This window comes from Streptomyces sp. NPDC047981 (assembly GCF_040653315.1).
GTDB lineage: Bacteria > Actinomycetota > Actinomycetes > Streptomycetales > Streptomycetaceae > Streptomyces.
The window spans coordinates 29,188-47,420 of sequence record NZ_JBEZNQ010000053.1; the positions used below are offsets into that span (position 1 = coordinate 29,188).

An 18,233-nucleotide genomic window follows, 5' to 3' on the forward strand; every position below is an offset into this window, starting at 1 on the left:
CGGACGTGACCCATGTACGAAAGGGCCCCTGCGCGGAATGGGCCCCACGTACGAAAGGGGCCCCGCCGGAAATCCGGCGGGGCCCCTCCCGTACATCACCTCATCGACTAGCCGTGCGACCGCAGCAGCTGCCGCATCGTCCGCATCGCCACCGACAGGTTCGCCAGGTCGAAGGTCTCCGAGCCCTGGATCTCCTCCAGCGTGGTCCGCGCGCGGCCGAGGATCGCCGCGTTCTTCTCCTCCCAGTCGCCGAACCGCTGCTCCGGCGTCGAGGTCCCGTTGCCCGCCGACAGCACGTCCGCCGTGAGGGCGGCGTGCGCGGCGAAGAGGTCCTCGCGGATGGAGGCGCGGGCCATCGACTGCCACCGGTCGTTGCGCGGCAGCTCGATGATCCGGTCCATGAGCTGGGTGATCCGGAGCCGGTCGGCCAGGTCGTAGTAGACCTCGGCGACCGCCATCGGGTCCTTGGCGGTGCGGTCCGCGATCGCGACGATGTCGAGCGTCGGGAAGGCGGAGGAGAAGCCGGCGACCCGCAGGGCGAGTTCCTCCGGCACACCGACCTCGGTCAGCTCGTCCAGGATCGACTTGTACCAGTCCAGGTCCGCGCCGCGCAGCAGCTCCGGCAGCTTGGCCCAGACGCTCTCCACGCGCTCGGCGAAGAACTCGATGGTCTCGGCGAGCTGGAGCGGCTGCGGACGGTTGCCGAGCAGCCAGCGCGTGCCGCGCTCGACCAGTCGGCGGGAGTGCAGCCGCATCCGGGTCTGGACATCGGCCGGGACGCGGTTGTCGAGCGCCTCGACGGCGTCCCAGACCTCGCCCAGCCGGAAGATGGCGCGGGCGGCGGTCTGCGCGCGGACGATCTCCTCGATCGACGCGCCGGTCTCCTCGCGGAGGCGGTGCAGGAAGGTCGAGCCGCCGGTGTTGACGGTGTCGTTGACCAGGACCGTGGTGACGATCTCGCGGGACAGCGGGTGGCTGTCGACCGCGTCGGCGAACTTCTCGCGCAGCTGCGTCGGGAAGTACGCGTGGAGCAGACCGCGCAGGTACGGGTCGTCCGGCAGCTCGGTGTGGATCAGCTCGTCCGCCACCGTGATCTTGGTGTACGCGAGGAGGACGGCGAGTTCCGGCTGGCTCAGGCCCTTGACGTTGTTGAGCAGCTCGCGGATCTGCCGGTCGTTGGGCAGGAACTCCAGCGAGCGGTCGAGCGCCCCGTCGCGGCCGAGCCGGCGCATGAAGCGCTGGTGGGCGTGGAGCAGGGACGGCGACTGGGTGACGGCGTTGGCCAGGGCGACGTTCTGCGCGTAGTTGTTGCGCAGGACGAGCGCGCCGACCTCGTCGGTCATCTCGGCGAGGATCTTGTTCCGCTGCTTGACGGTCATGTCGCCCTCGGCGACGAGCCCGTTGAGCAGGATCTTGATGTTGACCTCGTGGTCGGAGGTGTCCACACCGGCGCTGTTGTCGATGGCGTCGGTGTTGACCTTGCCGCCCTCGCCCTCGGGGCCGCCCTTGCGGGCGAACTCGATGCGGCCGAGCTGGGTCAGACCGAGGTTGCCGCCCTCGCCGACGACCTTGACGCGCAGGTCCTCGCCGTTGACGCGGATGGCGTCGTTCGCCTTGTCGCCGACGTCGGTGTGCGACTCGGTGGACGCCTTGACGTACGTACCGATGCCGCCGTTCCAGAGCAGGTCGACGGGCGAGTGGAGTATCGCCTGCATCAGCTCGGCCGGGGTCATCTTGGTGACGCCGGCGTCGATGCCGAGGGCCGCGCGCATCTGCGCGTTGACCGGGATCGACTTGGCGGTACGGGGGTGGATGCCGCCGCCCGCCGAGAGCAGCTCGGTGTTGTAGTCGGCCCAGGAGCTGCGGGGCAGCTCGAAGAGGCGGCGCCGCTCGGCGTACGAGACGGCCGCGTCCGGGGTCGGGTCGATGAAGATGTGGCGGTGGTCGAAGGCCGCGACGAGCCGGATGTGCTCGGAGAGCAGCATGCCGTTGCCGAAGACGTCACCGGACATGTCGCCGACACCGACGACGGTGAAGTCCTCGGTCTGGGTGTCGTGGCCGAGCTCGCGGAAGTGCCGCTTGACGGACTCCCAGGCGCCGCGGGCGGTGATGCCCATGCCCTTGTGGTCGTAGCCGGCGGAGCCGCCGGAGGCGAAGGCGTCGCCGAGCCAGAAGCCGTAGGAGACGGCGACCTCGTTGGCGATGTCGGAGAAGGTCGCGGTGCCCTTGTCGGCGGCGACGACGAGGTAGGTGTCGTCCTCGTCGTGGCGGACCACGTCGGCCGGCGGGACGACCTCGCCCGCGACGAGGTTGTCGGTGATGTCGAGGAGCGCCGAGATGAAGGTCTTGTAGCTGGCGACACCCTCGGCCAGCCAGGCGTCCCGGTCCACGGACGGGTCCGGGAGCTGCTTGGCGACGAAGCCGCCCTTGGCGCCGACGGGCACGATGACGGTGTTCTTCACCATCTGCGCCTTGACCAGGCCGAGGATCTCCGTACGGAAGTCCTCACGCCGGTCGGACCAGCGCAGACCGCCTCGGGCGACCTTGCCGAAGCGCAGGTGGACGCCCTCGACGCGCGGCGAGTACACCCAGATCTCGAACGCCGGGCGGGGCGCGGGGAGGTCGGGGATGGCCTGCGGGTCGAACTTCATCGAGACGTAGGCGTGCGGGTGACCGTCCGCCGCGTTCTGGAAGAAGTTGGTCCGCAGGGTCGCCTTGATGACGGTGAGGAAGGAACGCAGGATGCGGTCCTCGTCCAGGCTCGCGACCTGGTCGAGGGCGGCGTCCAGCTCCTCCAGCAGCGCGTCGATCAGCTCGACGCCGGCGCGCTGGCGCTCCGGGGCCATCCGGGCCTCGAAGAGGGAGACGAGCAGCCGGGTGGTGTGGACGTTGTTGCGGAGGGTGTCCTCCATGTAGTCCTGGCTGAACGTCGAACCGGCCTGGCGCAGGTACTTCGCGTAGGCGCGCAGCACCATGGCCTGCCGCCAGGTCAGCCCGGCGGAGAGCACCAGCGAGTTGAAGCCGTCGTTCTCGGCCTCGCCGGTCCAGGTCGCGGCGAACGCCTCCTGGAACCGCTCACGGGCGTCGTCGGAGAACGACTGGCCGTTGGCGGTCGGGGCGGGCATCCGCATGCCGAAGTCGTAGACCCAGGCGTGCGTACGGTCCGCGCAGCGCAGCTCGTACGGACGCTCGTCGATGACCTCGACGCCGAGCCGGTTCAGCACCGGGAGCACGGCGGAGAGGGAGATCTGGTCGCCCGACTTGTAGATCTTGAAGCGGCGCTCGCCGGGGCCGGCGCCGACCGGCTCGTACAGCGAGAGCGCGAACGCCTTGCCGCTGTGGCTGAGCTTCTCCAGGTGGACCAGGTCGGCGACGGCGGCGCGCGGCGAGTGGTCGGCCTTGTAGCCCTCGGGGAAGGCGTTGCCGTACTTGCGCAGCAACTCGGCGGCGCGCTCCTCGCCGAACTCGGCGTTGAGCGCCTCGCCGAAGCCGTCGGCCCAGGAGCGGGCGGCCTCGACGAGCCGCGCCTCGATGCGGTCCTTGTCGGCGTCGGTGAGCTGGCTCAGCTCGGTGCCGGGGGCGACGCGGACGACGAAGTGCAGCCGGGTGAGCACCGACTCGGTGCTCATCAGGGTGAAGTCGACGCTCGTCCCGTCGAGCTCCTCCTTGAGGATGTCGGTGAGCCGCTCGCGGACGGTGGTGTTGAACCGGTCGCGCGGCAGGTAGACGAGGGCCGAGTAGAAGCGGCCGTACTCCTCCTGGCGCAGGTAGAGCCGGAGCCGGCGCCGCTCCTGCAGGTACAGGACGCTGGTGACGACCTCGCGCAGCTCGTCGGGCGGGGTCTGGAAGAGCTCGTCGCGGGGGTACGTCTCCAGGATCTGGAGCAGGTCGCGGCCGTCGTGGCTGTTGGGCGAGAAGCCGGCCCCGTCCAGGACCTCCTGGACCTTGCGGCTGATGACGGGCACGCGCCGGACGGACTCGGTGTACGCGGCGGACGAGAACAGCCCGAGGAACCGCCGCTCCCCGACCACGTTCCCGGCCGCGTCGAACTTCTTCACACCGACGTAGTCGAGGTAGGAGGGCCGGTGCACGGTGGCGCGGCTGTTGGCCTTGGTGAGGACCAGCAGCTTGTGCTCGCGCGCCTTGGCGCGGGCGTCGGCGGGCAGCCGGCTGAAGGAGGGTGAGACGGGGTGGGCGTGGTTCTCGTCATCGCCGCTGTGGTGCGGGTCGGAGCGCAGGACGCCGAGTCCCGTGCCGGGGACGGCGGCCAGCGCGTCCCCGTTGACCAGCTCGTACTCGCGGTAGCCGAGGAAGGTGAAGTGGTCGGCGGCGAGCCAGCGCAGCAGCTCGCGGGCCTCGTCGACCTCGGTGGGCCGCAGGTCGTCGGCCATGGGCTCGTCGGGCAGGCCGTCGGCGATGCGCAGCGCGGCGTCGCGCATCTTCTCCCAGTCTTCGACGGTCTCGCGGACGTCGGACAGGACGCGGAGCAGGTCGCTGGTGATCTGCTTGAGGTCGGCGCGGTCGGTCTCGCGGTCGATCTCGACGTGGATCCAGGACTCGACGAGCGCGTCGTGCGGCAGCTCGCCCTGGGCGGCCTCACCGGTCATGACCTCGATGAGCTTGCCGGTGAGGTCGCGCCGGACGGTGACCTGGGGGTGGATGACGACGTGGATGCCGCGCCCCTGGCGCGACAGCTCGTTGGTCACGGAGTCGACGAGGAAGGGCATGTCGTCGGTGACGACCTCGACGACGGAGTGGCTGCAGGTCCAGCCGTTCTCCTCGACCGTCGGGGTGTGGACGCGGACGTTCGCGGTGCCCTGGGGGCGGTTCTCCGCGAGCCGGTAGTGCGAGAGAGCGGCGCCGAAGACGTCCACCGGGTCGCGGTCGGTGAGGTCCTCGGGCGCGGTGTGCAGGTAGTAGCGCTGGAGGTAGTCGAGCACGGTGTCCCGGTCCGGGCGCTTCCCGTTCTCGGGCCCCGTCGGAAGTTGCCCCCCGACCGGGCCGGTCTCAGCTACCCGGGCGGCCCGTGCGAGCAGCTCGGCCTTGGCTTCGTCCAGCTTGGTCTGCATGTCCTCTGGCTCCTGTCGCGCGCCATTGCGTGACGTCGGTGGAAGAAAGGACACAACGCCACGACGCGGTGATACCGGTCGATGTCGACGTTATGCCGCGATGGGAGATGCCCGAGCCGTTATCAGCCATTTCTGGCACGGCGCCCGGGGCGTGAGAATCGGCGAACGCCATGTCGGCCCGGCCGCGTAGGCGCTCCGGGCGATGGCCGGGGGCTTCGCTGCCCCCTCGGCGTATCGCGCTGATCACGGGAAAAGCCTATCGCTCCAGCCCCCCCGATCGTCATGGTCCGTATGTGTACAAAAGAGGGGGTGGAAGTTTGACGATATGGACAGCGACACAGTGTCCTGGGGCAGGAAACCGAGATCCGAGATCCGGGAGTCACCATGGCAAAGATCTTGATCGTCACCGGGGACGCGGCGGAGTCGCTGGAGGTGATGTACCCCTACCAGCGCCTCCTGGAAGAGGGCTACGAGGTCCACATCGCGGCGCCCGCGCGCAAGCAGCTCCGCTTCGTCGTGCACGACTTCGAGCCGGGCTACGACACGTACACGGAGAAGCCGGGCTACACCTGGCCCGCCGACCTGGCGTTCTCCGAGGTGGATCCGGGCGACTACCTGGCGGTCGTGATCCCGGGCGGCCGGGCGCCGGAGTACCTCCGCAACGACCCGGAACTCCGCAAGATCCTCAAGTCCTTCTTCGACGCGGACAAGCCGGTCGCCCAGATCTGCCACGGCCCGCTCCTGACGGCCGCGATCGGCGGCCTGGAGGGCCGCAGAGTGACGGCGTACCCGGCTCTGGAACTCGACATGCAGGCGGCGGGCGCCACCTTCCAGGACACGGAGGCGGTGGTGGACGGCACCCTGGTCTCCTCCAGGGCCTGGCCGGACCACCCGACCTGGATGCGCGAGTTCCTGAAGATCCTCCGCGCCACGGACTGACCCCTCAGCCGCCGAGGGGCCACGGGGGCCACCGCCGGGAGGCCCCGCACCTCTGTGCTCTCAGTGGCACGGGTGGTGCGGGTGGGAACCCCAAGCCCGGCCGGAGGCCGGCGCACCCCACCGGGCGGCGCGGCCCGCAGCCGCCGACGGTGCCCGGCCACCGACGGGAAGACCCGCTCCTCTGTGCTCTCAGTGGCACAGGTGGTGCGGGTGGGAACCCCAAGCCCGGCCGGAGGCCGGGCGCACCCCCACCCGGCCGCACCGGCCCGGCAGCCCGCACCGCCGGGCCCCGCACCGCCGCGCAGCGCCACCGCTCCCTAGACCAGCTCCTCCGCCACCGCGACCGCCTCCGCCAGCGAGTCCACCACCGGCACCCCCACCGCCTCCAGCGACGCCCGGCTGTGCGACCCCCCGGTGTACAGCACCGCCCGCGCCCCCACATGCCGCGCCGCCAGCGCGTCATCGGCCGCGTCGCCGATCACCACGACCCGCTCGGGGGAGGGCGCAACGCCCGCAAGCGCCTCCAGATGCCGCACCATGTGCGCCGACTTCCCCTCCGTCGACGACCCGATCCGCCCGTCCACGCGCACGAACCGCTCCTCGATCCCGTGCCGCCGCACGAGCGGCACCAGCTCGGTGTGCGGCGCGAGCGACAGCAGCGACTGCGTGAACCCGGACTCCTGCCGCGCGGCCAGCAGCTCCGCCGCCCCGGCCGTCAGCCCGCACGCGTCCGCCCGCTGCCAGTAGTGCCGGTGGAAGGCGTCGTCCATCACGACCCACTCGGCATCCGTCGGCAGCCGCCCCATCAGCCGCTCGTAGAACTTCGGCACCGGCACCGTGTACAGCTCCCGGTACCGCGCGAGCGTGATCGGCTCAAGACCCAGCTCGGCGAAGGCCGCGTTCGTCGCGCCGATGACCGCCTCGATGTCGTCGAGCAGCGTGCCGTTCCAGTCCCAGACCAGGTGCTTCCCGTGGTGCTTCCCGTGCTTCCCCATGCAAAGACGGTACCGGCCCCCACCGACACGCAAGGAGTCAGCCGAGCAGCCCCGGAATCTCCTGCACCCCGAACCACAGCAGCTCGTGGTCCTCCGCCCCGTCCACCGTGAACTGCGCGTCGTCGTCGCCCAGGTCCGCCGCGCCCAGCGCGTCCGCCGCCGCCGAGACGTCCGCCTCGGCGTCGTCCGCGTCGGCGTGCACGGCCGCCGCCTTGGCCAGCGCCACGGCCCCGGCGATACGGACCTCGCCCAGCGAACCGGCGTCGAGCCCCCGGTCGGGGTCGACCACGGCCTCCTTGTCGGGCACGTCGACCGCGACGACGATCCGGCGCCGCGCGGCCGCGGGGTCCCCGGCGAGCAGCCGCAGCGACGCGGCGGCGGCCCGGTTGAGCGCCGCGTACTCGAGCTCCTCGATGTCGTCGGAGACGTACCACTCGCGCAGCGCGGGCGTGACGGCGTAGGCGGTCAGCGGACCGGGCCCCAGCTCGCCCGCCTTGTGCGCCTGTGCGAGACCGGGAAGGGTCAGGGGGACGTACACGCGCATGGCTGGCCGCTTTCGTAGTCGGAAACGCCCTCAGGATACGTGCGGAGTACCCCATCGGGGTCTTCGGGCGACGGTCTCGCCGGTCCACCCGAGGGATCCCCCACCCCACGCCGACAGACCCGGAGCACAGGCCCCGTCACCCTGATAGGTGAACCTGCCGCCCCCTCGCCGGCCCCTCCCCGCCGCCTTGCGACGCCGCGAGCCGCCCCCGTACAAGATCCCCAACAGAAGTTACCGCCGGGTAGACCACCGGGCGCAGAGGCTCAACAGAAGCACGAGGGACGGGGACCCACGATGGCCGGCACCACCACGCACACGCCCACCACCAGCCGCACCGCGCCCCGCGGCCCCGCGGGCACGGGCCCCCGGGGCTCCGCAGGGGCGCGCCCGGGAGCGGCGGTGCCACGCGCCCGTACGGCGCCCCGCGCCCTCCCCACCCACACCTACTTCGCCGAGCGTCTGCTGCTCGTCCTCAGCGGTCAGCGGCCCGTCCACTGGATGCTGGGCCACACCGTGGGTGAGGCGTACGAGCAGCTGGTCCAGCTGGCCCCCACGGCCCCCTTCGGGGGTCATGGCACCATCCGTCCCGTCCTCCGCCGCTGCCACGCCCAGCCCACCACCACGGGCGGTCTGGAGGCCTTCGCCAGCGTCGCGACGGGCCAGGGGGTACGGGCCATGGCCTTCCGCCTCGAACTCGGCGCCGACCGCCGCTGGCGCTGCGCCGCCGTGGAGCTGGACGGCCTCCACGCGCGCGTGCCACCCCAGACCGCCCACCCCTGAAGCAACGGCCGAAGCGCGACGGAGATCCCCGGCCGAAGCACGACGGGAACCCCGCCGAAGCCCCGCCGAAGCCCCGCCGAAGCACGACGGAGGGGCCGGACACCCACCAGGTGCCCGGCCCCTCCACACCAGAAGATCCTCGGGGCTACTGCTCCACCCCAGGAAGTCCTCGGACTACTTCTTGCGGCGACGCCCGCCCGTGCTCTTCTGCGCCTTGCGCCGCTCCGCGCGCGTCAGGCCGTCGCCGCCGGCCGACGCGTCCTCGCTGACGAAGTCGCCCTCGACGACGCTGCCGTCGCCGTCCACCTTCGGCGCGGTGAAGTGCAGCCGGTCCGGACGCTGCGGGGCCTCCAGGCCCTTCGCGCGGATCTCCGGGCGCCCGTTGCCCGCCGGCACCGCGTCCTGCTTGCTGAGGGACGGCGCCGCGTCCTGCACCGGGACCTCCTCGACCTGCTGCTCGACCTGGACCTCCAGGTTGAACAGGTAGCCGACGGACTCCTCCTTGATGCCCTCCATCATGGCGGTGAACATGTCGAAGCCCTCGCGCTGGTACTCGACCAGCGGGTCCTTCTGGGCCATCGCGCGCAGGCCGATGCCCTCCTGGAGGTAGTCCATCTCGTAGAGGTGCTCGCGCCACTTGCGGTCGAGCACGGAGAGGACCACGCGGCGCTCCAGCTCGCGCATGATGTCCGAGCCGAGCGACTTCTCACGGGCGTCGTACTGCTCGTGGATGTCGTCCTTGACGGACTCGGCGATGAACTCGGCCGTGATGCCCGCGCGGTCACCGGCCGCGTCCTCCAGCTCGTCCACGGTCGCCTTCACCGGGTAGAGCTGCTTGAACGCGTTCCACAGCCGGTCGAGGTCCCACTCCTCCGCGAAGCCCTCGGCGGTCTCCTGGCGGATGTAGTCGTCGATCGTGTCGTCCATGAAGTGCTGGATCTGCTCGTGCAGGTCCTCGCCCTCCAGGACGCGGCGGCGCTCGCCGTAGATGACCTCGCGCTGCCGGTTGAGGACCTCGTCGTACTTCAGGACGTTCTTACGCGTCTCGAAGTTCTGGGTCTCGACCTGGGACTGCGCGGAGGCGATGGCGCGGGTGACCATCTTGTTCTCGATCGGCACGTCGTCCGGCACGTTGGCCATGGCCATCACGCGCTCGACCATCTGGGCCTTGAACAGGCGCATCAGGTCGTCGCCGAGGGAGAGGTAGAAGCGGGACTCGCCCGGGTCGCCCTGACGGCCGGAACGGCCGCGCAGCTGGTTGTCGATCCGGCGCGACTCGTGGCGCTCGGTGCCGAGCACGTACAGCCCGCCCAGCTCCTTGACCTCCTCGAACTCCGCCTTCACGGCCTTCTCGGCGCGCTCCAGGGCGGCGGGGAGGGCCGCGGCCCACTCCTCGACGTGCTCGACCGGGTCGAGGCCCGCCTGGCGCAGCTCCGCCTCGGCGAGGTCGTCCGGGTTGCCGCCGAGCTTGATGTCGGTGCCTCGGCCGGCCATGTTCGTGGCGACCGTGACGGCGCCCTTGCGGCCGGCCTGCGCGACGATCGTGGCCTCACGGTCGTGCTGCTTGGCGTTGAGCACCTCGTGCTGGATGCCGCGCTTGGAGAGCTGCTGCGAGAGGTACTCGGACTTCTCGACCGACGTCGTACCGACGAGGATCGGCTGTCCCTTCTCGTGCTTCTCCGCGATGTCGTCGACGACGGCGGCGAACTTGGCGACCTCGGTCCGGTAGATCAGGTCCGACTGGTCCTTGCGGATCATCGGCCTGTTCGTCGGGATCGGGACGACGCCGAGCTTGTAGATCTGGTGGAACTCGGCGGCCTCGGTCATGGCCGTACCGGTCATGCCGGAGAGCTTGTCGTAGAGGCGGAAGAAGTTCTGCAGGGTGATCGTGGCGAGCGTCTGGTTCTCGTCCTTGATGTCCACCCCTTCCTTCGCCTCGATCGCCTGGTGCATGCCCTCGTTGTAGCGGCGGCCGGCGAGGATACGGCCGGTGTGCTCGTCGACGATCATGACTTCGCCGTCCATGACGACGTAGTCCTTGTCCTTCTTGAACAGTTCCTTGGCCTTGATGGCGTTGTTCAGGTACCCGACGAGCGGGGTGTTCACCGACTCGTAGAGGTTGTCGATGCCCAGCCAGTCCTCGACCTTGGCGACGCCGGACTCGTGGATGCCGACGGTGCGCTTCTTCTCGTCGACCTCGTAGTCGCCGGTCTCCTCGATGCCCTTGAGCGGGACACCGGCCTCGCCCTTGGTGAGGCGGGTGACGAGCTTGGCGAAGTCGCCGTACCACTTCGTGGCCTGGTCGGCCGGGCCGGAGATGATCAGCGGCGTACGGGCCTCGTCGACCAGGATCGAGTCGACCTCGTCGACACAGGCGAAGTTGTGGCCGCGCTGGACGAGCTCGTCCTTCGACCACGCCATGTTGTCGCGGAGGTAGTCGAAGCCGAACTCGTTGTTCGTGCCGTACGTGATGTCGCAGCCGTACTGCTCACGGCGCTGGGCCGGGGTCATGTTGGCCAGGATGCAGCCGACGGTCAGGCCCAGGAACTTGTGGACCCGGCCCATCAGCTCGGAGTCACGCTCGGCCAGGTAGTCGTTCACCGTGATCAGGTGGACGCCCTTGCCGGACAGCGCGTTCAGGTAGGCCGGGAGCGTACCGACGAGGGTCTTGCCCTCACCGGTCTTCATCTCGGCGACATAGCCGAGGTGGAGGGCGGCGCCGCCCATGAGCTGCACGTCGTAGTGACGCTGGCCGAGGACGCGCTTGGCGGCCTCGCGGACGGTCGCGAAGGCCTCGGGGAGCAGGTCGTCGAGGCTCTCGCCGTCGGCGTACCGCTGCTTGTACTCCTCCGTGAGCCCACGCAACTCGGCGTCGGAGAGGTTGACGAAGTCCTCTTCGATGGAGTTGACCTGGTCCGCGATGCGGTGCAGTTTGCGCAGGATCTTGCCTTCGCCTGCACGCATGAGCTTGTTGAAGACGGACACTGAGGCTGGTCTCCTTGCCGGTCGGGCCTGGCACTGGGTCGTGTGATGGACTCGGGCGCGGGCACGGCAGGTGGTCCCCACCGCAACGGCCATCGTAAGCGAGACCGCCGCCGCGCCGGGAGGCCCGAGGGCCGGAGCGTCACCGCTGCCCGGAATGAGAACGCACGAGAAGCGCCGAAGGTGCCGCGCCACCCGAAAAGTGTTCGGCCCGCCCGGTCACGAAAACCGCTCGCCGTACCGGTCCGCGCTGACCAGAATTCCGTCATGGAGCCGACGACACTGACCACGGACCGCCTGACCCTCGAGACCTTCAGGCCGGAGGACCTGGACGAGGTCCTCGCCCACTGCCAGGACCCCGACATCCAGCGCTGGACGACGGTGCCCTCGCCCTACGTCCGTCAGGACGCCGAGTTCTTCCTCAACCGGATCGTCCCGGACGGCTGGCGGAACGACACCGAGTACTCCTTCGCCGTACGGCTCCGGGAGGGCGGCCCGCTCCTCGCCGCCGCCGCGCTCCACCACCCGCGCTCGGGCAGCTGGGAGATCGGCTTCTGGACGGCCAAGGAGCACCGGGGCCGCGGCTACATGACGGAGACCGTCCTCGCCCTCGCCCGCTGGGCCTTCACGGACCTGGCCTGCACGCGCCTGGAGTGGCGGGCCGAGGTCGGCAACGTGGGCTCGCTGGCCACGGCCGAGAAGGCCGGTTTCCGGATCGAGGGCGTGCTGCGGGCCGGACTGCCGAACAAGGGGGTCCTGCGGGACAGCTGGGTGGGCTCGCTGCTCCCCTCCGACCTGGGGCTGCCGGGCTCCCTTCCGTACCTGCCGGCTCCACAGCCCGCCCAGCCACCGGTTCCGCCGTCGGTCGCGTGACCGCCCCGGCCCGCCCAGCCACCGGTTCCGCCGTCCGCGGCCTGAGTGTCAGTGCCGCCGTCTAGGGTGCGGATCATGACCACCACGCCGCAGCCCGTCGCCGAACTGTCCGCGGACGAAGCCCGCCGCATCGCCCTGCGCGCCCAGGGTTTCCTGGGGGCGCCCGACCGCCGCGCGGGCGTGCGGGGCGTGCTGCGTCACCTGGGGCAGGTCCAGCTCGACACGATCTCCGTCCTGGCCCGCTCCCACGAGCTGATCCCGTACGCGCGCCTGGGCGCCGTGGGCCGTACGACGGTCGAGGACGCGTACTGGACCGAAGGTCACGCCTTCGAGTACTGGTCGCACGCGGCCTGCATCCTGCCGGTCGAGGAGTGGCCGCTCTTCGCCTTCCGGCGCCGCGCCTACCGCGCCCGCCCGCAGTGGCACCACGACCTGCCCGACGGCGCGTACGACGCGGTGATCAAGCAGCTGCGGGCCGAGGGCCCGCAGACGGCGACGGAGCTCGGCGGCGCGAAGAACAAGGGCGAGTGGTGGGACTGGTCCGAGTCGAAGATCGCCGTCGAGCGGGCGCTGATGTACGGCGAGGTGGTCTGCACCGAGCGGCGCGGCTGGAAGCGGGTCTACGACCTGGCCGAGCGGGCGATCCCGGACACCGTCCTCCACGAGGAGCTGGACGACACCGAGTGCCTCCGCCGGCTGGTCCGGCAGGCGGGCGAGGCGCTCGGAGTCGGCACGCGGGCGGACATCGCCGACTACCACCGGCTGAAGAGCGAGCAGTTCGACGCGGTCGTCGAGGCCTCGGGCCTGGTCCCGGTCACGGTCGCGGGCTGGTCCAAGCCGGCCTGGGCGGACCCGGCGGCGCTGGCGAGCGAGCCGCGCGGACGGCACCGTACGACGCTGCTGTCACCGTTCGACTCGCTGATCTGGGAGCGGCCGCGGACGGAGCGGATCTTCGGTTTCACGCACCGCCTGGAGGCGTACGTGCCGAAGCAGAAGCGCGTGCACGGCTACTTCGCGATGCCGCTGCTCGCGGGCGGCAAGCTGCTGGGCCGGGTGGACCCGGCCCGGGACGGCCGCACGCTGGTGGCCCGCCAGGTGTCGCTGGAGTCCGCCAAGGCGGTCGCGCCGATGGCTCAGGCGCTGCGCGAGGCGGCCGAGTGGGTGGGCTGCGACGCCGTACGGATCGAGCGCACGGACACCCCGGCGGTCGCCAAGGCCCTGACCGCCGCCCTCGGCTGAGGACACGCCGGGCGCGGGCCCTCGGGGCGCGGGCCCTCGGGGCGCGGGCCCTCGGGGCGCGGGCCTTCGGGGCGCTCGCCCCTGACGCGTGCCCCGCGGGCCTCACCTGATCTCGAGGATCTTCTCCCGCATCGCATACACCACGGCCTCCATCCTGGAGTGCAACTGAAGCTTCTCCAGGATGTTCCGGACGTGGTTCTTCACCGTGTTCTCGGAGATGAAGAGCTCCTTCGCGATGTCCCGGTTGTTCATCCCGGTGGCGACCAGCTTCAGCACCTCCAGCTCGCGATCGGTCAGCCGGGGCGCGGGCACCAGTCGGCGCTCGTCGGTCCGCTGGATCATCGACTTGAACTCGGTGAGGAGTTTGGACGCCATCGACGGGGAGATCTGCGACTGACCGTCGGCCACCGCGCGAATCGCCGTGGCGACCTCGTCCGTGGAGATCTCCTTCAGGAGATAGCCGGTCGCGCCCGCCTTGATCGCGTCGTAGAGATCGGCCTCCTCGTCGCTGATCGTCAGCATGATGATCTTCGCGCTGGGGGCCACCTCCTTGATGGACGTGCATGCCTCGATGCCGCCTCGTTTGGGCATCCGCACATCCATCAGCACGATGTCGGGCAACAAATCCGCGGCTTTGTCGACCGCCTCCGCCCCGTCACCCGCCTCGCCGACGACCTGGATGTCCTCCTCCTGGGCAAGGACGATCTCCAGACCCCGGCGAAAGAGGGCATGGTCGTCCACCACAAGGACCCGGATCGGCTCTTTGCGGGAGTCCCCGCTGGCCGAATCCGATCCCTCGGGGAAGGCCGCGCCATCGGACTCTCGCCCGCTGTGCACCGGCCCGAAGCTGTCCGCCATCGTTCCTCCCCCTGAAGGCCATGGCCTGAATTCGTGTTCGGTCCTCCAACCGCTGCTCAGGGAGCACCGGTTGGCGTGCACGCCATGATTTCATGCCCGGGCGACGACGCGGCGATCCCGTGGTCGCACGGGGGTGCCCCTGGGGGCGCACGGGGCGCTCCAGGGGCACCGAGATGGACAGTTGTGGGTGTGGTGGGGGGGTGCCTGCGGGCTGCGGGTCAGCCGCCGAGGGCACCGCCGGCGCCGCCACCCTCGGCGAGCGGGTCGCTCTCCAGGTGGATGACGCCGTAGTCGTACGCGTGTCGCCGGTAGACGACACTCGGCTGCTTCGTGTCGGAGTCGACGAACAGATAGAAGTCGTGACCGACGAGTTCCATCTCGTAGAGCGCCTGGTCGAGGGTCATCGGGGCGGCCGCGTGCGTCTTCTCGCGGACCACCAGGGGGCCTTCGCCCTGCACTTCGATGGAGCCCATCATCGTGGTGGGCACGGCACCGGACTCCTCGGCGACCAGCTGGCCGTTCCCGTTGAGCTGGGCGACGCCCGGCACCACGTCGGCGACCTCCGCGGCCGACAGTCGGCCGTTGCCGCGGCGGGTGTACCGCTTGTCGTGCTGCTTGCGCAGCCGCGCCTCGAGCTTGCCGTGGGCGAGGTCGAGCGCTGCGTACGGGTCGCCTGCTGCCGCTTCCGCCCGGATCACCGGGCCTCGGGAATGGACGGTGATCTCCACACGGTCGGACCGGTCGGCCTGCCGCGGGTTGTGCTCCTTGGACACCTCGACGTCGAGGCTGATCACCTTGCCGTCGAGCTTCTGGATCTTCTCCAGCTTCAGCTTCTCGGCCACGTGCTTGCGGAACCGCTCGGGCACCTCGGTCTTGCGGCCCTTGACGACGATGTCCACGCAGAACTCCGTTCCCGGATCGCTCAGATCGGCTCCTACGCCACTGAGCATCTCCCTTTGCACCAGACTCCGGTGAATGCCGGAGCCTCGGACTTGGCGACTTTCACCTCCTCCTCCCCAGTCGGCAAGATCCCCACCCCACCAACCTGAGGTTAATTCGCCCTGAACTCCTGTCCTGTAGGCGCACCCGTGCATTCGGTGAGGCGTAGCATTCGCCACTCCTCACAACCGAACATAGCTCGTTCGGTCGGGTGTCGGCACCCGCTGCGGCGACATACCTCCGTACGGGTGTATTCACCTCTCACCACCTGCAACGATGCAAGTCATCGGGCAGTTCCGGTTTATGTCGAACGTATGTCGAACGACGAGGGGGAACAGGCGACCACCGCCGCCGTCGGACGTAGGGATCCTCTCTCCACATCTCCTCCGTTCAATCCCGGAATGAACGGCGGGTGTACGGCACTCAGTGCCCGCGCCGCCTCGGCCAGCGACGCGCCCGTGGTCATCAGATCGTCGACCAGCACCACCCGCCCGCGCTCCATGAGTCGTCCGCCGCCCGCCACGACCTCCAGCGCCCCGGCCAGATTGGCGAACCGTCCCGCGGCGCCGAGCCCCGACTGGTCCGCCACGCCATGGCGCTGGCGCAGGACCGGAATCACCCGTGCGGCCCGCCCCCGACGGCGCAAACGCCCCGCAGCGGCGAGCGCGACGCGCCGGGTCGGATCGTGGCCACGCGCCCGCACCGAGCGACGGGAGGACGGCACCGGTACGAGGAGAAGGGGGCCGGCCCCCGGGCCGTCACAGCGCCCGGCAGCCGCCTCCACGGCGCCCGCGAGCGCGTCGCCGAGCGGCTCGGCGAGCCAGAGCGCGCCGCGCTCCTTGTGGGCGAGCAGCACGGACCGTACGGCGTCGGCGTAGGGCGCGGCGGCGTGCACGACCGGCAGCCCGGCCGGCTCGGGCGAGGGCCTGACCCGGCGCGGCCCGGATCCGCTCAGCTCCTCACCGCACGGCGGGCACAGCTCCGTACGGGGCCTGCCGCAGCCTCCACAGACGACCGGCAGCACCAGCCCGGCGATCTCGCGCCACCACCCGCGCATGGCTCCACTGTCCTCCTGCGGAACCGACGCGGCCACCCCTGTGGACAACGCCCCACGGGCGCCCTGAGGCCCTCACGGGCGCCGGGAGGCCCCACGGGTGCCGGGCGCCCGGAAGATCCCTGCGGCGCGCCCGCTACCCCGGGTAGACCGGCGCCTTGCCCGCGACCTTGACGAGCCGCTGCCAGTTCGCCCCCGGCACCAGCCGCACGATGCCGTCGTTGCCGGAGTCCGCGACGACCGGTGCCTTGTCGTCGTTGGGAGCGGCCACCGCCGTCACCCCGTTGAGACCCGGCAGGACCGAGGCCGCCGACGTCGCACCGTCGGTCTGGACGTACCGGACCTGCTGGACGCCACCGGCCTCCTTGCCGACCACCACGAGCCGGCTCGGGCCCGCCCAGGACACGGCCGTGACCGTCTCCATGCGCGGCGCCACGGCCTGCAGGTCCACGACCGAGACCGTCGGCCGCGTCGCGTCTCCCTCGCGCTCCACCCGCCCGATCTTCAGGGTCGTCCGGCCGTCCTTCTCCTTCAGGAGAAGGGCGATGCGCACGCCGTCCGCGGAGACCCGCAGCGACTCCACGCGCACCCCGCCCGTCAGCCAGGGGGCCCGTACCTCGACGGGCGTGCCCTCGCCGTCCGGCACCGTCCACAGCTTCGGGTCGGCCGGGTCGCGGTCGGCGACCCACAGGTCACCGCGCCCGTCCCAGCTCGGCGCGGACAGCCGGTCCTCGGGCCGGGCCGCGGTGCTCGACACCAGCGGGGGCCGCAGCTCGTGGTCGGCAAGGATCGACGCCACGCGCAGGTCCTTGCCGTCCTTGCCGACCCCGGCCGCGCGGCTCTCGTCCCGGTCGACGGCGACCGACCGCAGCGGCGTCGCGCCCTTGCCGAACGGTCCCAGGGTCGCGTCGGCCCGCGCGTCCTCCTTGCCGCCCACCGGCAGCGTCCTGAGCATGCCTTCCTCGTCGACGAAGAACGGGTTCTCCGCCCGCCCCGAGTCCCGCACCGGAGCGAACTCCTCGGCCTGCGCCTTGGACAGCACGCACAGCCGGCCGCCGTCGGAACCCCGCTGCAGCTCCACCTGCTCGACCCGCACGGACGTCAGGTCGCCCAGAGTGAACAGCAGCTGGGCCGCCATCTCGCGGCACACCTCCCCGCCCACCCGGTCGGCCTTCGCGTTCAGCGGCACCTTCAGCGTGGACTGGTCGTCCGTCGCGAGCGTGGTGACGCCGTCCTTCAGCCGCGTACCGGACGGGAAACGCGAATCGACGGCGGGTTGCAGCCAGTTCGTCGGCCCTTCGAGCAGCGCCTTGACGGTCTGCGTCACCGGGTCCATCCGGGTCACCGGGTCCTGCCGCTGCCGGATGTACACCGGGTCGGCGACGACCCAGTCCTCACCGGACGCGAAGTAGTACGTATTGACGGAGCGGTAGTTCCGCTGGAAGTCGGCCTCGCTGAGGACCAGGCCGGGGGGCAGGTGGTCGATGCGCCACTCCTTGCCCTTGCCGTCGGCGGCGGGCTGCTGCACGACGTGGATGAAGTCCCGGTACTCGGTGGGCTTCTTCGGCTGGTAGGCGTGCCGCGCGTCGACGGTCGCGATCTGCCGGCCGCGGATCGGATAGGACCGCCCCTGCGTCTCGGGGTCGGGCAGCCGGTCGGCCTGCTCGCGGTCCGGCGCGGTCGTGAGCACGTTGATGCTCTGCTCCGGCTTCCAGTTCTTCGCGGCCTGCTTCGTCAGATACTTCTTGGCCGTCGCGAACCCCGGATCGTCACTGGTCATGGCCTCCAGGAAGCCGTCGACGATCTCGTCGGGCTCGGCGTTCTCACGCGGCTGCACCGCGTAGACACGGACCTGCGAGTCGCCCAGGTTGGACGCCTTCACCTGCCGTACGTCCCCGCCGTCGGGCATCGTCGCGCACCCGGCCGCCAGCAGCCCGCCGCACGCGAGCAGCACGCTCGAC

At 70.8% G+C, this 18,233-nt stretch carries 12 protein-coding genes; 4 read left to right on the top strand and 8 right to left on the bottom strand.

Translation table 11 applies throughout. The features are described 5' to 3' along the window. Window positions 1-107: 107 nt before the first annotated feature. Window positions 108-5,069 (bottom strand): NAD-glutamate dehydrogenase, encoded by a 4,962-nt coding sequence (locus AB0E14_RS27190; protein WP_362423432.1) that lies wholly within the window; start codon window positions 5,067-5,069, stop codon window positions 108-110. A 384-nt stretch (window positions 5,070-5,453) separates the two neighbouring features. Between AB0E14_RS27190 and AB0E14_RS27195 the strand changes: the two genes are divergently transcribed. Beyond that, a complete protein-coding gene (locus tag AB0E14_RS27195; RefSeq protein WP_362423435.1) occupies window positions 5,454-6,008 on the top strand; it encodes a DJ-1/PfpI family protein in 555 nt (184 codons plus the stop codon). Window positions 6,009-6,325: 317 nt separating this feature from the next. Here the strand turns inward: AB0E14_RS27195 and AB0E14_RS27200 are convergent, their stop codons facing one another. Both AB0E14_RS27200 and AB0E14_RS27205 read right to left on the bottom strand, forming a co-directional pair. Continuing rightward, complete coding sequence (locus AB0E14_RS27200) at window positions 6,326-7,003, bottom strand: HAD family hydrolase (protein ID WP_362423438.1); 678 nt, start codon at window positions 7,001-7,003, stop codon at window positions 6,326-6,328. A 37-nt stretch (window positions 7,004-7,040) separates the two neighbouring features. Beyond that, the gene (locus tag AB0E14_RS27205; RefSeq protein WP_362423441.1) at window positions 7,041-7,547 is read right to left on the bottom strand and encodes a hypothetical protein; all 507 of its coding nucleotides are present in this window, start codon (window positions 7,545-7,547) and stop codon (window positions 7,041-7,043) included. Between the two features lie 294 nt (window positions 7,548-7,841). Between AB0E14_RS27205 and AB0E14_RS27210 the strand changes: the two genes are divergently transcribed. Beyond that, window positions 7,842-8,327, top strand: a complete 486-nt coding sequence (locus AB0E14_RS27210) for an Rv3235 family protein (RefSeq protein ID WP_362423444.1) — start codon at window positions 7,842-7,844, stop codon at window positions 8,325-8,327. 174 nt (window positions 8,328-8,501) lie between these two features. On the opposite strand, the gene secA is transcribed toward AB0E14_RS27210, so the two are convergent. After that, window positions 8,502-11,312: a preprotein translocase subunit SecA gene (gene secA / locus AB0E14_RS27215; protein ID WP_362423447.1), complete on the bottom strand. Its 2,811-nt coding sequence runs from the start codon at window positions 11,310-11,312 to the stop codon at window positions 8,502-8,504. Window positions 11,313-11,576: 264 nt separating this feature from the next. On the opposite strand from secA, the gene AB0E14_RS27220 reads away from it, so the two are divergent. Together AB0E14_RS27220 and AB0E14_RS27225 are read left to right on the top strand one after the other, a co-directional pair. Beyond that, the gene (locus tag AB0E14_RS27220; protein ID WP_362423450.1) at window positions 11,577-12,182 is read left to right on the top strand and encodes a GNAT family N-acetyltransferase; all 606 of its coding nucleotides are present in this window, start codon (window positions 11,577-11,579) and stop codon (window positions 12,180-12,182) included. Between the two features lie 75 nt (window positions 12,183-12,257). Further along, window positions 12,258-13,421 carry a crosslink repair DNA glycosylase YcaQ family protein gene (locus AB0E14_RS27225; RefSeq protein WP_362423453.1) on the top strand — a complete coding sequence of 388 codons (1,164 nt, stop codon included), beginning with the start codon at window positions 12,258-12,260 and terminating at the stop codon, window positions 13,419-13,421. 102 nt (window positions 13,422-13,523) lie between these two features. Here AB0E14_RS27225 and AB0E14_RS27230 read toward each other — a convergent pair whose 3' ends face one another. The 4 genes from AB0E14_RS27230 to AB0E14_RS27245 form a co-directional block, all read right to left on the bottom strand. Continuing rightward, window positions 13,524-14,279, bottom strand: a complete 756-nt coding sequence (locus AB0E14_RS27230) for a response regulator transcription factor (RefSeq protein ID WP_362423492.1) — start codon at window positions 14,277-14,279, stop codon at window positions 13,524-13,526. A gap of 218 nt (window positions 14,280-14,497) precedes the next feature. Further along, window positions 14,498-15,178 carry a ribosome-associated translation inhibitor RaiA gene (gene raiA, locus AB0E14_RS27235; RefSeq protein WP_362423456.1) on the bottom strand — a complete coding sequence of 227 codons (681 nt, stop codon included), beginning with the start codon at window positions 15,176-15,178 and terminating at the stop codon, window positions 14,498-14,500. A 341-nt stretch (window positions 15,179-15,519) separates the two neighbouring features. After that, entirely contained in the window at window positions 15,520-16,275 is a 756-nt protein-coding gene (locus tag AB0E14_RS27240; RefSeq protein ID WP_362423459.1) for a ComF family protein, read from the bottom strand. Window positions 16,276-16,408: 133 nt separating this feature from the next. Then, window positions 16,409-18,181, bottom strand: a complete 1,773-nt coding sequence (locus tag AB0E14_RS27245; RefSeq protein WP_362423495.1) for an LpqB family beta-propeller domain-containing protein — start codon at window positions 18,179-18,181, stop codon at window positions 16,409-16,411. Window positions 18,182-18,233: the final 52 nt, after the last annotated feature.

What these genes read in the sequence shown, in the direction of transcription:
- AB0E14_RS27210 (WP_362423444.1), top strand. Translation starts at nt 7,842, where the DNA reads ATGGCCGGCACCACCACGCACACGCCCACCACCAGCCGCACCGCGCCC.
- AB0E14_RS27190 (WP_362423432.1), bottom strand. Translation starts at nt 5,069, where the DNA reads ATGCAGACCAAGCTGGACGAAGCCAAGGCCGAGCTGCTCGCACGGGCC.
- AB0E14_RS27240 (WP_362423459.1), bottom strand. Translation starts at nt 16,275, where the DNA reads ATGCGCGGGTGGTGGCGCGAGATCGCCGGGCTGGTGCTGCCGGTCGTC.
- AB0E14_RS27200 (WP_362423438.1), bottom strand. Translation starts at nt 7,003, where the DNA reads ATGGGGAAGCACGGGAAGCACCACGGGAAGCACCTGGTCTGGGACTGG.
- AB0E14_RS27245 (WP_362423495.1), bottom strand. Translation starts at nt 18,181, where the DNA reads ATGCCCGACGGCGGGGACGTACGGCAGGTGAAGGCGTCCAACCTGGGC.
- AB0E14_RS27220 (WP_362423450.1), top strand. Translation starts at nt 11,577, where the DNA reads ATGGAGCCGACGACACTGACCACGGACCGCCTGACCCTCGAGACCTTC.
- AB0E14_RS27230 (WP_362423492.1), bottom strand. Translation starts at nt 14,279, where the DNA reads ATGGCGGACAGCTTCGGGCCGGTGCACAGCGGGCGAGAGTCCGATGGC.
- AB0E14_RS27205 (WP_362423441.1), bottom strand. Translation starts at nt 7,547, where the DNA reads ATGCGCGTGTACGTCCCCCTGACCCTTCCCGGTCTCGCACAGGCGCAC.
- AB0E14_RS27225 (WP_362423453.1), top strand. Translation starts at nt 12,258, where the DNA reads ATGACCACCACGCCGCAGCCCGTCGCCGAACTGTCCGCGGACGAAGCC.
- AB0E14_RS27195 (WP_362423435.1), top strand. Translation starts at nt 5,454, where the DNA reads ATGGCAAAGATCTTGATCGTCACCGGGGACGCGGCGGAGTCGCTGGAG.